Here is a 15,487-nt window from a genome sequence, read left to right as displayed (position 1 = left end):
TCTTCAGAACGGCGTACGAAGCCTCTTCGATTATCACTTCAAGCCGCGATTGGATTCTGCCACACAGGCTAGCGTACTCTACCCGAAAGAAAATCTTATTGCTGCTCGACTGCGGTCGCCTGTTTTCAGCGAGCACGACACCCACATGACCAACTTTGGCGATAAGAGCTGGCTCGGGAAATCTGCACAGCGGGGATAAGTGGAGTTTCTGCCTGACTTCGGCTTAGATGCCGGGAACAGGAGAGACCATGACGAGACGACCGCGCCGGAACCATAGCCCGGCTTTCAAGGCGAAGGTGGCACTTGCCGCCATCCGAGGTGAGCAGACGCTGGTGGAGTTGTCCCAGCAGTTCGATGTGCACGCCAACCAGATCAAGCAATGGAAAGACCAGCTCCTTGAGGGGGCGACAGGTGTGTTCGGCGATGAAACGAAAGCGGAGCCGTCGGGTCCGACCATCGATGTCAAAACGCTGCACGCGAAAATCGGCGAACTGACACTGGAGAACGATTTTTTATCCGGTGCGCTCGGCAAGGCGGGATTGCTGGGCGGAAAGAAATGATCGACCGCGAGCACAAGCTATCCGTCGTGCGCCAGGCGAAGCTTCTCGGCTTCAGCCGTGGCAGCGTCTACTATCTGCCTCGTCCGGTGTCTGACGGCGATCTGGCCCTTATGCGCCGGATTGACGAATTGCATCTCGACTACCCCTTTGCCGGAAGTCGGATGTTGCAAGGGCTCTTGAGAGGAGAAGGTCTGGAGACCGGGCGGCGACACGTCGCCACGCTGATGAAGAAGATGGGCATCGAGGCGATCTACCGCCGCCCGAACACCTCGAAACCAGCGCCAGGGCACAAAATTTATCCCTACCTCCTACGAAAGCTGGCAGTCACCCGGCCCAATCAGGTGTGGGCAATGGACCTGACCTACATCCCCATGGCGCGGGGATTTGTCTATCTGTGCGCCGTCGTGGACTGGTTCAGCCGGAAGGTCTTGTCATGGCGGTTGTCGATCACGATGGAAGCAGCCTTCTGCATCGAGGCGGTGGAGGAGGCACTTGCCCGTCATGGCAGGCCGGAAATCTTCAATACCGACCAGGGATCGCAGTTCACCTCCATCGACTTCACCGCCGTGCTGAAGAGGTCACAGATTGCCATCTCGATGGATGGCAAGGGTGCGTGGCGAGACAATGTCTTCGTCGAGCGGCTCTGGCGTTCGATCAAATACGAGGAAGTCTACCTCCATGCCTACAAGACTGTGTCCGAGGCACGCGCTGGCATCGCCCGATATCTGAACTTCTACAACACCAGACGCCCACATTCATCCCTTGACCGGCGGACGCCGGATCAGGCCTACTTCAACGCGCTGACACCAATGATGGTGGCGGCATAATCGAGGCGGAAATCCACTTAGCGAAACGCCCGAAGCTGTTCAGACAAACCGAGCCACCTCTATATTATCGTCTCACATCAAATCTTGGGCCTTTTAGGACGTGACCACGACCCAATGGACTTCATGAATAGCCACCGGGATATGCGGCTTGGTGACCTTTCGGTAATGATCGGATCTCCTGAGCGGAGGCCAGAAATTTTATTCAACCCACGCGGGCGTCGATTTAAGTTGCTCAACAACAGACCATTCCTACCTGGAAACTCGGATAATGTTGCAATAAGTTTCAATCTCGCATCCGCAAGTACCAAAAGACTACTCGCGATCGGTGATAGTTTCCTATTTAATAGCTTGGCATCACTCTCCACATTCTACCGCGACATACTTTATGTCCGAAGCAGCCTCTTTCAACCGGATCTTCTTGACCTTTTTGCACCGGATGATGTCGTTACCGCAAACGCAGAGCGCTATCTTGCGCAAGTCCAACCCGATCATACCGCCGATAGTGTAATAATGCGCTGCTATGGGCGCCCAAATTATATCCCATCCGCCGATTTCTCCGATGCACTACGGGCACAATTATCGTATCGCGCCTATCCTGCCACCTACCAAGCGTGGTCCACAGAAATGAACGCTGCAAGCTTCAACCGGTTGGGGCCGAGCAAAACCAACAGTGATCTACTACCGATATCAGGATCGGAGAGCCAGTATGAGGTAACAGGAGTAGACCCCCAGATAATCTATACGGACCCATTAATAGAAGTCGGACGAACCTATCGCCTACATATTACCATGGAAACCAACGTCAAGAGCATTTCTCAGTTGTTTATTCAGCGCAGCCCATCGGCGGGAGGTGATTATTCAACGGCCATCACCGTTCCAGTTTTTCCCGGCAAAAATCAGATAACGTTTGAAATTCCTGCTTCAGAGAATGGTGAGAGCCTTAGGTTCGATCCCCTAAACAACTGTGGACGCATCAATATTGTCCATATTGAACTCGTAGAGTGTTGAGGGGATTCGGAAGAAAACTTGGACCACCTGTCATCACCGGATCAATACTCCCCAGAAGTGCCGTTTGAATCTTCCCCAGTTTGAGCGCGCCGCCGGTCTTCCGGGGCGCGCCCCGGAAGACCGGCGGCGCGGCATCGCCAATACTCCTCCCGATGGTCGGGAGGGGAATATTGGTGATCAAGCTGAGGGAGACAATCATGATCCTGGATTTGCATCGACAAGGTTTGTCGGTGTCGGCGATCGCCAGGCAGACTGGCATCGATCGCAAGACGGTGCGCAAGTATATCGAACGAGGGCTGGAGGCTCCGACCTACGGTCCCAGGAAGCCGAGAGCCACGGTGGTCGATCCGTTCGCCACGTATCTTCGCGAGCGCGTGAAGGCCTATCCTGGTCTTACGGGCAGCCGGCTGTTTCGAGAGATCAAGGAGCGTGGCTACACCGGCGGCTATACGGCCGTGACGGATTTCCTGCGCGATGTGCGGCCGCCAGCCGTCCAGGGCTTCGAGGTCCGCTTCGAGACGCCGCCCGGTGAGCAAGCACAGGTCGACTTCGCCCAGTTCCATGTCGTCTTCACTGACGAGCCGATGACGCCAAGGATCGTTTGGCTGTTTTCCATGGTGCTCGGACATAGCCGTCTTATCTGGGCGCGGTTCGTCATGCACCAGAACCTGCCGACGGTGCTGCGTTGCCATGTTGCCGCCTTTGAAGCCATTGGCGGCGTGCCGAGAGAGATACTCTATGACCGGATGAAGACGGCGGTCGTCGGCGAAGGCCAGACGGAGGGCATCGTCTATAATCGCGCGCTCGTCGATCTGGCCCGCCATTACGGCTTTCACCCCAAGGCATGCCGACCTTATCGCGCCAAGACCAAGGGCAAGGTCGAGCGGCCGTTCCGCTATATCCGGGAGGACTTCTTCCTGGCGCGTACCTTCCGCAATCTCGACGACCTGAACGCCCAACTCCGCCATTGGCTCGACACCATCGCCAATCCGAGAGTCCATGCCACGACGCTGCGCGTGGTCAGTAAGGCCTTTGCCGAAGAACGGCCGCATCTGCGCCCGCTGCCCTTGGCTCCGTTCCGAGCGGTTTTGAAGCTGGAGCGCCGCATCTCGCGCGAAGGCATGGTCAGCGTCGGCGGCAATGCCTACAGCGTCCCGGATGCGACCCGCAGCAGGCTGGTCGAAGTCCATTCGCTTGCCAACGAGCTGCGCATCTTCGAGAACGGAACCCTGATCGCGGTCCATCCCGTGCTGGAGGGCCGCAAGCAGCGGCGTGTGCATCCCGATCACCGGAAAGGCATGGCGACCATCCAGCGCTCCTGGTCGAAGGGCGACAGCGCCGTCACCCTTCAAGGCGCCGGCGACAAGGTCATGCAGCGCTCGCTCGCCTTCTACGATGCTGTCGGCAAGGCCATGGCGCGGGAGAACCGTCCATGAGCACCAAGCTCGACACCATGTCATCGATGATCGATCGCATCCGTCACGATCTCGTCGGGTTGAAGATGCCGCGCGCGCTCGAGGCGCTTGATCATGTCGTGCGCCGCCTTGAACACGGAGAGCTATCGGCATTGGAGGCCATCGACATCCTGCTGTCGGAGGAACTCACCCTGCGCGAGAACAGCCGCATCAAGACGGCGCTCCGGATGGGCAGGCTCGCGACAATCAAGACCCTGGCCGGCTTCGACTTCACCTTCCAGCCGTCACTCGACAAGGATCGCATCTTCACGCTCGCCCAGCTCGGCTTCATCGAGCGCAACGAGGCCGTTCATTTCCTCGGACCGCCAGGGACCGGCAAGAGCCACCTCGCCACGGCTCTCGGCGTCGAAGCCGTCAAGGCCGGAAAGAGCGTCTACTTCTGCACCCTGGCCGACCTCATCACCTCGCTTGCGCGCGCCGAGCGGGAGGGCCGGTTGCAGGAACGGATCCGCTTCTTCTGCAGGCCGAGCCTACTGATCGTCGACGAAATCGGCTACCTGCCCGTCGTTACCGGCGGCGGCAATCTGTTCTTCCAGCTCGTCAACGCTCGCTACGAACGTGGGGCCATGATTCTGACCTCAAACCGCGGCTTTGCCGAATGGGGCGATGTCTTCGGCGATCCCGTCGTCGCCACCGCACTCTTGGACAGGCTACTGCATCACGCCGTCGTCGTGCAGATCGAGGGGTCAAGCTACCGCCTGCGTCAGCACGCCGAGCTCATGCCGGAACATGTCCGCTCCAAGGCCCTCATCACACCGCCCGCCTTCGCGCCACCAAAACCGCGCGGACGGCCACCCAAAAATGGCCACTTCGCCCTGCCAACCACGTCGGCATAACTGGGGAATTTTACTTCGGCGCTTCTGAGGAAAATTCACGCGGCATTGACACCACCAAGAGGTAGCTTTCCGGAAATGGGTGAAGATAAGGCTGCGCGACGGTCTCGAGGCGCGGCCTCTGCCGGCCAATCCAACGAGATCATCATGGCGCATGCCGTCATCTCGACAAACAACACGCCTTCTGACGGCATCCCCTGACACACTCCCGGTTAAGGACCGGGCCTTTGTGTATCCATCCGGTGACGCTTTCAATTACCCACAAGTTCAGCTCCGATGGCTGCACCGAGGGTGATGTCAGTAAGACGGGAGAGGCCTCGCCACATGACGATATTGCCTGGTGGCGGGTCCTTTGTCCGGGCGAGGTAACCGCCTAATCTCGCGATCTTGTTCAGGTAGGATGACAACGGTTTCAACTCGCCGAAGGGCCGGGTTTGTCGGTGATGAGGCGATCGAGCAGCCTCATCTCGAAGGCTGTGATCGCCAGCTCCGGTTTGGCGTCAGGCATGGTGCGGTTGATCATGGTCATCCAGAAGACCCGCCAAGCCAGAATGCAGAAGACTGCAATTAGCCTGACGAGTCTCTCGGCCGTCCGCAGTCGGGCTTCCTCGGCCTTTTAGCCGGATTTCAGAATCTTATGGAAAACTTCGATTTTCCAGCGCATTGCATACCAATGCAGCTTTTGGATCGCGTCGGCAGTCGACTGGACCGGCAGGTCGGTGATCAACTGGAGGCCTCGAATTACCTCCCCCTTAGCCGGTTTTCATGATCCAATCCGCCCTACGTGATTTGCAGGGACCGGATGATGCGTGGGCAGCCAGGCTTTTGGGATTTGGACGAGCACTACGAGCGGCTGAGTGCTGTTGGCGACCCTCTGGAGAAGCTCAACAGCATCATTCCCTGGGCTGTGTTTGAGAAGCCGTTGGCCAAGGCACTGAAGCGATCCGACGGATCGAAGGGCGGACGTCCGCCGTTTCCGGTGGTGCTGATGTTTAAGATCCTGGTGCTGCAGGCATTGTACAATCTGTCCGACGACCAGGCCGAGTTCGTCATCCAGGATCGGCTGTCGTTCATGAGGTTCCTGGGTCTTTCCCTGTCTGCGAAGGTGCCGGATGCCAAGACGATCTGGCTGTTCCGCGAAAGCCTAGTGTGGGCTGGTGCCAGCGATAATCTGTTTGCCCGTTTCGACAAGCATCTCTCGCGATCGAGTTATCTGGCCAAAGGTGGTCAGATCGTCGATGCAACGATCATCCAGGCTCCCAGGCAGCACAACAGCCAGGACGAGAAAGAGGCGATCAAGGCGGACGGGATCCCCGCGGATTGAAAGGACAAGCCCGCCAAACTTGCCCAGAAGGATCGAGACGCCCGTTGGACGGTGAAGGCGAAGCAACCGACGCAAACGCCGACGTCAGCCGCAACCCGGCAGCATGACATCGCCATTCCGCTGTTCGGCTACAAGAACCATGACGGCATCGACCGGGCGCATGGGTTCATCCGGGGATGGGCGGTGACGAGCGCGGACGATCTTCTTCAGCCGCGCATTCTCGTCCTCGAGCTTCAGCTTCTTCATCTCCGGCGGCAGCATGCCAGCGTATTTTTTCTTCCAGTTGAAATAGGTCGCCTGACTGATCCCCGCTTTCCGGAGATCTCTGCAACCGAGACACCTTCATCACCCTGCTTCAGAATGAACGCCTTCTGAGCGTCCGAAAACTGCGATGCTTTCATCGTCTTCCGTTCCTTTCCCAGCCAGGAAAATGCACCGGAAAACTCTAGCCAAAACTGGCCCAGTTTGAAGGGTTCAGATCACCCAGCGCGGTTCAATTCCCATTTGGGCCCTTATAGCTCAATGCACATCCTCGTTAAGAAGCCGTGCAACAACTTCCGCAGCTAAGTGTTTCCAGTTATTAAGTTGGACACCATGCGCCACAAGGAGCTTGCTGCATGCAAGGCGCGAGTTAGCAGGCCGGCGTGCCGGCGTAGGATAGGCCGAGGATGGTATCCCTTCAATCTCGGCCGTAGGACCACCATAGCTTGCGGAAACAGCAAAAATCTCGCGTGCGAAATCCGCCCAGCTTGCGGACCCAGCGCCCACCATATGGAAGATTCCGCGTAGATAAATATTATCGCTCTCAACAAGGTTACCTGCAATCGCCAGGATACCATCGGCAATATCAAGCGCAGACGTCGGATTGCCGATCTGATCGTCTACCACATTAATCAGTGCGCGGCTTTCCGCCAGCAGCAGCATGGTCTTCAGGAAATTCCGGCCAAAGGGACTGTAGACCCAGGCTGTGCGCAGGATGACGTGATTGTCCGTCGCCTGTGCCACGGCCCGTTCACCGGCCAGCTTCGTGCGGCCGTAGGCGCTCGTCGGCCCGACAGGATCCGTTTCGAGATAGGGTTCCGGCTTTTCGCCATCGAAGACGTAGTCCGTGGAAAGGTGGATGACCGGCACGCCCAGCCGGGCCGCGACGGCGGCGATCCGGCCGGGCGCGACCGCATTGACGGCATGAGCCTTTACCTCCTCGGTTTCCGCCTGGTCTACCGCAGTATAGGCGGCGGCGGAGACGATGACGTCCGGCCGTGCCTGCCCGAGGGCGACATCGATCCCGCCCAAATCGTTAAGGTCAAGCTCGGGCCGTCCCAATGCCACGATATCGAAGAGATCGTTCGAGGCCCCGCGCTCCAAGAGCGAGCGGACAACTTGCCCCTCTCGGCCCGTTACCACCATGCGCTTGCGCTTGCCGTCCATTTCGCCTCACAAGCCGGTTTGCGGCTGGCTACCGGCCAAGCCAAGCCGCGCGCCGGCATAACGCTCGCGCAGGGGCCCCCACCACCATTCATTGTCGAGATACCAGCGCACGGTCTTTTCGATGCCGGTATCGAACGTCTCCTCGGCGCGCCAACCCAGCTCCATTTCGAGTTTCCGCGCATCGATCGCATAGCGGGCGTCATGGCCCGGCCGGTCGGTCACATGGGTGATGAGCTCACTATAGGGCCGCGCGCGCGGGCGAAACTGGTCTAACAGGCTACAAATTCGCGTCACCACGTCGATATTGCGCCGTTCGTTGCGGCCGCCAATATTGTAGGTCTCTCCGACCCGGCCGCGCTCCGCGATAATGTCGAGGGCGCGGGCATGGTCCTCGACATAAAGCCAGTCCCGCACTTGCGCGCCGTTCCCATAGACGGGCAACGGCTTGCCCTCCATCGCGTTGAGAATCATCAGCGGGATCAGTTTTTCTGGAAAATGGTAAGGGCCATAGTTATTAGAGCAATTGGAGACAATCACAGGAAGGCCATAGGTGCGCTCCCATGCCTTCACAAGATGATCGGATGCGGCCTTGGTGGCCGAATAGGGAGAACTCGGATCGTAAGCCGTCAGTTCAGTGAATAGCCCCTCTTCCCCGAGCGATCCATAAACCTCGTCCGTTGAAACATGTAGGAGGCGGAATATCTGCTTTCGCTCTGCCTCCAGGTCGCTCCAATAGGCCCTGGCGCATTCCAGGAGCGTGAATGTGCCGACGATATTGGTATTGACGAAATCTTGGGCACCATTTATCGAGCGGTCGACATGGCTTTCAGCCGCCAGATGCATGATCCGGTCAGGCTGAAACTCTGCAAGAGTTCTCGCCAAGATTTCTCCATCGCAGATATCAGCACGCAGAAATTGATAATTGCGCTCATTACGAATGGCTTGCAACGACGTCTCTGTCCCGGCATAAGTAAGCTTGTCGATGTTTAGGACCTCATAGCCTTTCTCCAAGGCAAGATATCGGACAACAGCCGAACCAATGAAGCCTGCTCCGCCGGTGACGAGTACACGCATGTAAGCTTTCCCATATTATTCTGCCATTTTCCCTGATATACCCCCGAAGGGTAGAAGTCCTAAAAATTATTCGTTATTGACAGAAAACACTGGCGTACTGTTGCAAAATCTCAACCTACCATGAGAAATACCTTTCACAAGAAAATGCGTTGGAGGTCGGCCGAAGCACATGACGACTAAAGGCATCATCCTAGCTGGGGGGAGTGGCACACGCCTCTACCCTCTCACAATCGCAGTGTCGAAACAGATCCTGCCCGTCTACGATAAACCGATGATCTACTATCCGCTTAGCGTGCTCATGTTGGCAGGAATCCGCGAGATCCTGATCATCTCCACGCCGCGCGACCTTCCGCTGTTCCGTGAACTGCTCGGCGACGGCGAGGCTTTCGGCATCACGCTTTCCTATGCCGTGCAGCCCCAGCCGAACGGGCTTGCCGAGGCCTTCATCATCGGCCGGGAATTCATCGGCTCGTCCTCGGTCGCCATGGTTCTCGGCGACAACATCTTCTTCGGCGAGGGGCTCTCGAACCTCTGCCGGCAGGCGGCGACGCGCGAAAGCGGGGCCTCCGTTTTCGCCTATTACGTCAACGACCCACAGCGTTATGGCGTAGTAGAGTTCAATGCCGCCGGCAAAGCGCTTTCGATTGAGGAAAAGCCCACTGATCCGAGATCGAGTTGGGCTGTGACCGGACTGTACTTCTACGACAATGACGTTCTCGACATTGCCGCCTCCGTCAAGCCCTCAGCGCGCGGCGAACTGGAGATCACCGCCGTCAATAGCACCTATTTGGAGCGCGGCAAGCTGCATGTGAAGCAGCTCGGCCGCGGCTATGCCTGGCTCGACACGGGCACGCTCGACAGCCTGCACGAGGCCTCCGCCTTTGTCAGGACCATCGAGCATCGGCAGGGCATCAAGATCGCCTGCCCGGAGGAGATTGGCGTGGAGATGGGCTGGCTGCCGGTCGACAGGATGCTGCAGCGCGCCGAGGAGATGGGACGCAGCGAATACGCCAACTACCTGCGCCGGCGCGCCCGGGAGCTTGCAACGGCATGAGCGAGATCCGTCCCACCGCGCTTGACGGCGTGCTCGAGATCGTGCCCGCCCGCTTCGGCGATGCACGCGGCTTCTTCTCCGAAACCTACAATGCCGCGCGCCTCGCGGAATCCGGCATCGACCTTGCCTTCGTGCAGGACAATCATTCCCTGTCGGCGCGGCGCGGTGTGCTGCGCGGGCTGCATTACCAGCTTCCGCCGCGGGCGCAGGACAAGCTCGTCCGGGTGGTGCGCGGCGCGATCTTCGACGTGGCGGTCGATATCCGCCGCGGCTCACCGACCTTCGCCCGATGGGTCGGCGTCGAGCTCTCAGCGGAAAAATGGAACCAGCTCCTGGTCCCCAAGGGTTTTGCCCACGGCTTCGTCACGCTCACCGAGAACACGGAAGTCGTCTACAAGGTGACTGACTACTATTCCCCTGCGTATGACCGGTCGATCCGCTACGACGATCCCGAGATCGCCATCGACTGGCCGGTCGCCGCCGGCGACGTGCAGCTGTCCGACAAGGACCGCGCCGCCGTCCCGCTCGCAAGGGCGGACGTCTTCTCCTGGGAATAGACCCCCCTACTGCGGACGCTTGAACCGCTGCTGTCCGAAGATGGCCCCGAGGAACGGCGCGCGCATGATCCAGAGGCGTAGCCGCACGCGCTTGTTGGCCGGCAGGCGCACAAGCGCCGCCTTCTGTGCCGCAATCGCCGCCTTCCGGTCGCCGGCCAGAAGATAGGCTTCGGCCGCGTGCCTGAGCAGGTTCGGCTGGCTCTCCTTCAGCGCGAAGGCCTGGACAAGCTGTTCGGCCGCCTGGGCATAGCGGCCTTCCCGGTAGGCGGCAAAACCGGACATGCTGAGCGCCTCGGCGCTGGCGGGGTCCGGCTCCCCCATGAAGCGGGTCGGCGCCATCCGGGCGCCGGCATAGCTCAGCCAGGAAAAGCGGAGCGTCTCGTTCAGCCGGCCGAGGCGCTCCGCCGCATCCTTCCAGCGCAGCTCCGTCACGCAGATGTCCTTGTAGCCATGGCTCTTGCGGGTCTGGAACTCGACGATGTGGTCCGTGGCGCGGAAGCGGGAATATTTCCGGCAGATGAACCAGGCGGCGATGCGCAGGACGAGGTCGCGGGCGGGCCGCTGGAGCTCCCCTTTCTTCAGTGCCGCGATCCCAGCGGCCGCGGAGGGCGCGCGGTGGCCCGCGCCGGCAAGATTGTAGAAGGCGTTGCCCAGGGTGATCGTGACCGTCTCGTGCAGCAGGGAGAGAAGGCCAACACCGGAATTGTAGCAGAGCGTAGCATCGACACTGTCGATAAGCGCGTGGATATTGTCGCCCCTTTCCGCCGTAACGACATTCGGGCTTGAAAGCGGAAGGTCCGTTTTCGACAGGGGATGCGGCTTTATGATGAAGAGGACGTCGGCATTATCCGCCACCAGGGACGGCAGGGACGACAGGAATTGCGGGTAGGATTGCTCGCCCCTGAGAAACAGGGTGACGGCCATGTCGTCTTCCAGCTGGAGCGGCACGAAGCACTTGATGCGGCGATCGTCCCGCAGATGGCGGTATTTCGCGGCCGTCTCCTCGTAGGCCCCCATCTGTTCGAGGGTTTCGCCGCCCCCGCGCAGGTCCTCGACATAGGACCGGGCGGCGTCCAGCTCCGCCGCCGAGAACCTCTCCGCCAGGAAGGCGGCTTCGGAAAAGCCCTCGCTGTTGTAGCAGACGTCCACGTCGTAATAGATCGTGCCCGGCAAGGCACCCCGCTCGATGACGATCGTGTTCCGGCCAAGCGCCTTCGCCCTGTCGAAGATCGGGCGGAAGGCGGCATGGCTCTTCATATAGGGGTTGAAGATGGCGATATCGTCGATCCGGCCCTGTTCGAGGCCGGACAGGATATCCCCGACCGTTTCCGCCTTGTCGGAGAGGACGGGCACGAGCCGATAGCCCAGGAGACGGAGCGGCAGGAAATAGCCCAAAGTGTCCCTGTTCCGGCACAGGCAGGCGATCGTCTTCTCCCGCTCGAGATGGTCGATCGCCAGCAGCCCGGTGCGGTCGTCAAGATAGTTCCGGGTCGCGGCGAGGAAGTTCTCCCGTTTCCCGTCACCGGACGCATACCACACCTGTTCCTTCGCGCGGGGATGGTGCCGATGGAAGACCTTGAACCCCAGTCCCTCCGCCGGTTGGGACAGAAGCTCGAAGAGGCGGCGGAAGCCGACATAGGACCTCGCCTGGTAGAAGTCGGACCGCAGCGGGCCGAAGAGGTCGCTCCCGGGCTCCTCCGGCAAGGGCAGGAAGCCGGCATGGAGGCAGAAGCGCAGCAGGAACTCGAAATCCTCGGACCCATGCCCGCGAAAGGAAGAATCGTAGCCCCCGACGAGGGAGAACATTTTCCGGCTGATGAGGAAGACGTTCGAATAGGGAGCGACGTAACGTTCGTCCGCGCCGCTCACTTCGGCATAGTTCAATGTGAAGGCAAGCTTGCGCAGGAAAAGGGATTGCCGCTCGGCGCCATCGAGGCTTTCGAGCTGCCGCGTCTCGGCCGCTCCCAGATGGAAGGCCGGCGGGTTGAGCATGATGTCGACGACATTACGCATGTCGAGCGCGCTCGCCGTCTCCGCCAGCCGCTGGAAGAGGTCGCGTTCGCTGATGAAGTCCGGGTCGCAGAAATAGATGAAATCCGTCTCGCACAGCGAGGCGCCGATGTTGCGCGCCAGCGACAGCGAGAACACACCTTGGTCGTCGACGAAATGGTAGCGGTAGCCGGAATGCGCGCAGAGCGCCGCAAGGGTGTCCCGATGGGGCGGCTCGGACCCGAAATCCACGACGACGATCGGCGGGCAGGGCCGATAGTGGCCGGCCATCCCGCCCAGCCGGTCGGCGATCCAGGGATTGCCGTCATGAAGGCGCACGCAGAACACCATGGTGATGTCCGAAGCGCCGACGGACCCGCCCGCAATGCTGGAGGAGGTGGTGGCGCAGCTCATTCGCTATCCTCGGCCCGTGAAGAAACATGTGCCATGCGGTGCAGGCCCGTCTCGATCCCTGGAGCATTCCCGGCCGAGGCGACATCGCTTCGCGCCGGACAATGCGTCAAAAACAATAGCCCGGGAAAGGCCGGCGGACCGGCCCTCTCCAGAGCATGCCGCGCGGTTTTGCGACAACGACATGCGTAAGACAAGGACCGCGCCGCGCTTCAGGGCAGGAAAGGCTTTCCGGGAAAGAGCGGATGCAGCCACTGCGGCAACTTTGCGTACCGTCTTCTCCGCATCAGCCGCCTGTTGCCCGGCAGACGCTTCAAGGCCTCCTCCAGGCATTCCAGCGCCAAGGATCTGGCACCGCGCTTGAGATAGCACTCCGCCAGGCATCGCAGGTGCTCGACCTCGTCGGGCTCACGCGTGCGCAGGGCCTCGAAAAGCTGCGTGGCCTGCCGGTAATCTCCCGCGGCGAAGGCCTTTCGCGCCTGTTCGCCGAGTTTCGCGGCCGGCATGATCATCATGTCGACGAATGGGCCGCCGTGCCGCTGGACGCCGGTTTCCAGGAGGAGCTTGTGGAGGTTCCGGTCCTCGGGAAGCCAGCCATGGGCGATTTCGAAGAGGCGGTCGGCCTCTTCGTACTGTCCGTCCGCGCGCAGGCCCTTTGCCAGATCGATGACCGTCCGCGCCGCCGCCCTGTCGTCGGGAACCCATCCGCGCGCGGTCTCGAAAAGCCGCACGGCCTCTTCGCGCCGGCCGGCCGCATGCGCCGCCCTGCCCATCTCGGCCATGGCGCGGGAGAGCTTCCCGTTGGCCGGCTGCCGCCGGTTCGCGGTCGTAAACAGGCGGAAGGCCTCGTCGTAATCCTCCCGCTCGCAGGCCGCGCCTGCCATGCGGATGAGCGTGCCGATGGCGCTCGTCTCCTCCTGGACCGCCTCGCGGCCGCCGAAGGAGAAGTAGAGCGGCGCCTTGAGGGAGACGTTCCTGGGAACCGTGCCCAGGACGATCGGGGCCGCGGTCAACCCGCGAAGGACGGAAAAAAGGATGCGTGTCCCAGGTGCAGGCGCTTCGGCATTCTCCGCCCCGCCCTCCCCTCTGGCGACCCGGTCGGAGATGCCGAACGAATAGAACTCCTCGATCAGGAAACGCAGGAAGCGCAGGCGTTTTTCCGCATCCGGCACGCTGGCCTCCCCGACGGCCGCGACCAGCTCCTGCCTTCCGGACACCGCGCGCGCCAGGCCCGGCTGGGCATAGAAGGCCTTGCCGCAGCAGATCACGGGCTTGCCCTTCGCGAGCGCCACGAGGCCCAGGTCGGAATTGAGGACGACGACGGATGCGGCGAGCTCGATCAGGTCCGCCACCGGCGCGTCGTCCACGAAGACGACATTAGCAATCTCGGGCCCGGCAGCGCCGGGCGGGCGTTTCGCCACCACGACAAAGGCCTGCGGATCAAGCGCCTGCGCCAGATGGGCGATCCAGTCCCCGAAGGCGCCGGCACCTTCGCAGGGACCGGCAAGGGCGCGGGCCGCGCCGTCCTGCGGGCCTTGCAGGTCCACGAGCACCATCCGCCGCCCGCCAAGGCCGAGCCGGTCGGCCAGAGCGGCGCCCGCCGGCGCACCGTCCTCCCCCCGCGCCGGCCCGTTGTCCGCCAGCCAGTCCAGCATCCGCCGCCGCGCGGCGGCGTCGAGCGGCCTGTCCCAACGCGCCGACTGGTCGGAGGGACTGCCGGCAAGAAACCCTTCCGGATCGAAGAACCAGCTGTCCGGCAGCCCGCCCCGGCCCGCGACGACAAGGCGCCGGCCCGCCGCCTTGAGGCCCTCGTACAGGGAACAGCGGTGGTCGTCGCCGTGGGGATCAAGGAAAAGGGCCCGCGTGAACCCCTCCTCGTCCAGGGCGCGGACCAGCGCATCGCTATCGGCGAAATCGCCCTCCGGCCGGATGCGGTAACGCCCGAAGGCGGGAAAGGCGTGCCGCAGCGCCCGCAGCGCCGGCGCGTGCGCGTCGGCGAGGACCAGCGTCTTCTCGCCGGAATGCGGGTCTTCCATGGGCAGGAGCCAGGACGTACCGGCGTCATAGGCCTCCATGATGCCGGAGACGCGCTCCTGGTTCTCCACCATCGGCGTGACATAGCTCGCATCCTCGCGCTGCGGATGCCAGAGATGGGCCATCTGCAGGCCGCGCTGGAACACGTCGATGCCGTAGAGCGCGAAATAGGCCCGGAACCCCTCGTAGCGCAGGATCGCGTTGCGGCGGGTGTTGAGATAGTAGTTTCCCGTCCGCGGCCCTTTCGGCCCGTAGCTGGCGAGCCGGTGCAGCAGCTCGAAATCCTCCGCGCCATGGCCGACGAAGCTCTTGTCGTGCCCGCCGATCGCCAGGAGATGGTAGCGGCTGGCGACGATCGCCGAGATCGCATAGGTGTGGTTCTGGTAGACGGTCCTGTCGTCGCGCATCACGCCGTCATGCAGCAGCGTATCGGCGAAGGCCGCCTCCCCTTGCGCGAAAAGCGCCAGGTAGCGCCGGGTGAAGTCCTCCGTCATATAGGCGCCGGGCAGGGCGAAGAACGTATAGGCGTTGCCTGGCATGCCGCGCAGCCGCGTCTCCTCCAGCACGCGTTCGTAGCTGCGCGGCGACATGAGGAAATCGATGTCGTGATAGAGGATCAGCGGGGTTTCGGCGTGCTGGGTGCCGATGTCGCGGGCATGGCCGACGCTGAAGGGCTCGTCGCCCGTTTCCACGCGCACCAGCCGCGTGCCCGTCGCATCGGCGAGCGCGCGCAGCTCCCCTGCTCTTTCCGCCGCCGTGCCGTAGTCGACGATGAGCGGGACGTAGCCCCCGGGCAGCGTCGCGACGATCCGCGCGATGCGCTCCGGCTCGTCGTAGAGCCGGTCCGCCGACAGGCGGACGGGAATGACGGCGGTGATGACCGGGGCCTCGGACACGGGCGCGCGCCCTCCTC

The 15,487-nt window shown here is 61.5% G+C and carries 11 protein-coding genes and 1 pseudogene; 7 read left to right on the top strand and 5 right to left on the bottom strand.

Annotation, left to right across the window (positions count from 1 at the left end; all coding sequences use genetic code 11):
- Positions 1-248 precede the first annotated feature (248 nt).
- The 5 genes from AABF56_RS35735 to AABF56_RS35715 all read left to right on the top strand — a co-directional run bounded on the left by AABF56_RS35735 (position 249) and on the right by AABF56_RS35715 (position 6,027).
- Positions 249-1,387 (top strand): IS3 family transposase gene (locus tag AABF56_RS35735; protein ID WP_168168997.1). Its coding sequence is split into 2 segments (ribosomal slippage): positions 249-507 and positions 507-1,387, totalling 1,140 coding nucleotides; the frame shifts between segments, so codons are not numbered across the junction.
- A 114-nt stretch (positions 1,388-1,501) separates the two neighbouring features.
- The gene (locus AABF56_RS35730) at positions 1,502-2,395 is read left to right on the top strand and encodes a hypothetical protein (RefSeq protein ID WP_272809436.1); all 894 of its coding nucleotides are present in this window, start codon (positions 1,502-1,504) and stop codon (positions 2,393-2,395) included.
- Between the two features lie 173 nt (positions 2,396-2,568).
- The gene (gene istA / locus AABF56_RS35725) at positions 2,569-3,831 is read left to right on the top strand and encodes an IS21 family transposase (RefSeq protein WP_272809451.1); all 1,263 of its coding nucleotides are present in this window, start codon (positions 2,569-2,571) and stop codon (positions 3,829-3,831) included.
- A complete protein-coding gene (istB, locus tag AABF56_RS35720; RefSeq protein ID WP_272809437.1) occupies positions 3,828-4,706 on the top strand; it encodes an IS21-like element helper ATPase IstB in 879 nt (292 codons plus the stop codon). Before istA ends, istB begins: the two co-directional genes overlap by 4 nt.
- 799 nt (positions 4,707-5,505) lie before the next feature.
- On the top strand, positions 5,506-6,027 hold the full coding sequence (locus AABF56_RS35715) for a transposase (RefSeq protein WP_297318954.1): 522 nt from the start codon (positions 5,506-5,508) through the stop codon (positions 6,025-6,027).
- Between the two features lie 195 nt (positions 6,028-6,222).
- On the opposite strand, the pseudogene AABF56_RS35710 reads toward AABF56_RS35715, so the two are convergent.
- The 3 genes and pseudogenes from AABF56_RS35710 to rfbB form a co-directional block, all read right to left on the bottom strand.
- Positions 6,223-6,428: pseudogene (locus tag AABF56_RS35710) on the bottom strand (transposase); the annotation flags it as partial.
- A 118-nt stretch (positions 6,429-6,546) separates the two neighbouring features.
- Entirely contained in the window at positions 6,547-7,455 is a 909-nt protein-coding gene (rfbD, locus tag AABF56_RS35705) for a dTDP-4-dehydrorhamnose reductase (RefSeq protein WP_272809439.1), read from the bottom strand.
- A 6-nt stretch (positions 7,456-7,461) separates the two neighbouring features.
- Positions 7,462-8,529 (bottom strand): dTDP-glucose 4,6-dehydratase, encoded by a 1,068-nt coding sequence (rfbB, locus tag AABF56_RS35700; RefSeq protein WP_272809440.1) that lies wholly within the window; start codon positions 8,527-8,529, stop codon positions 7,462-7,464.
- Between the two features lie 169 nt (positions 8,530-8,698).
- Here rfbB and rfbA point away from each other — a divergent pair, with 169 nt between their 5' ends.
- Together rfbA and rfbC are read left to right on the top strand one after the other, a co-directional pair.
- The gene (gene rfbA / locus AABF56_RS35695) at positions 8,699-9,583 is read left to right on the top strand and encodes a glucose-1-phosphate thymidylyltransferase RfbA (protein ID WP_272809441.1); all 885 of its coding nucleotides are present in this window, start codon (positions 8,699-8,701) and stop codon (positions 9,581-9,583) included.
- Positions 9,580-10,140, top strand: a complete 561-nt coding sequence (gene rfbC, locus AABF56_RS35690) for a dTDP-4-dehydrorhamnose 3,5-epimerase (protein WP_272809442.1) — start codon at positions 9,580-9,582, stop codon at positions 10,138-10,140. Before rfbA ends, rfbC begins: the two co-directional genes overlap by 4 nt.
- Before the next feature lie 6 nt (positions 10,141-10,146).
- Here rfbC and AABF56_RS35685 read toward each other — a convergent pair whose 3' ends face one another.
- Positions 10,147-12,543 carry a capsular polysaccharide export protein, LipB/KpsS family gene (locus AABF56_RS35685; RefSeq protein ID WP_272809443.1) on the bottom strand — a complete coding sequence of 799 codons (2,397 nt, stop codon included), beginning with the start codon at positions 12,541-12,543 and terminating at the stop codon, positions 10,147-10,149.
- Positions 12,544-12,752: 209 nt separating this feature from the next.
- On the bottom strand, positions 12,753-15,470 hold the full coding sequence (locus AABF56_RS35680) for a tetratricopeptide repeat protein (RefSeq protein WP_272809444.1): 2,718 nt from the start codon (positions 15,468-15,470) through the stop codon (positions 12,753-12,755).
- Between the last annotated feature and the right edge of the window lie 17 nt (positions 15,471-15,487).

The sequence above is a fragment of the Shinella sp. WSC3-e genome, assembly GCF_945994535.1.
Taxonomy (GTDB): domain Bacteria; phylum Pseudomonadota; class Alphaproteobacteria; order Rhizobiales; family Rhizobiaceae; genus Shinella; species Shinella yambaruensis.
Note: the sequence above shows the minus strand (reverse complement) of the source record. Positions and strands in the feature narration are given on the sequence as shown.

Bases quoted from the DNA above. Each gene is read 5' to 3' on its own strand.
- rfbD (WP_272809439.1), bottom strand. From the start codon at position 7,455: ATGGACGGCAAGCGCAAGCGCATGGTGGTAACGGGCCGAGAGGGGCAA.
- rfbC (WP_272809442.1), top strand. From the start codon at position 9,580: ATGAGCGAGATCCGTCCCACCGCGCTTGACGGCGTGCTCGAGATCGTG.
- rfbA (WP_272809441.1), top strand. From the start codon at position 8,699: ATGACGACTAAAGGCATCATCCTAGCTGGGGGGAGTGGCACACGCCTC.
- istB (WP_272809437.1), top strand. From the start codon at position 3,828: ATGAGCACCAAGCTCGACACCATGTCATCGATGATCGATCGCATCCGT.
- rfbB (WP_272809440.1), bottom strand. From the start codon at position 8,529: ATGCGTGTACTCGTCACCGGCGGAGCAGGCTTCATTGGTTCGGCTGTT.
- AABF56_RS35715 (WP_297318954.1), top strand. From the start codon at position 5,506: ATGATGCGTGGGCAGCCAGGCTTTTGGGATTTGGACGAGCACTACGAG.
- AABF56_RS35685 (WP_272809443.1), bottom strand. From the start codon at position 12,543: ATGAGCTGCGCCACCACCTCCTCCAGCATTGCGGGCGGGTCCGTCGGC.
- AABF56_RS35730 (WP_272809436.1), top strand. From the start codon at position 1,502: ATGGACTTCATGAATAGCCACCGGGATATGCGGCTTGGTGACCTTTCG.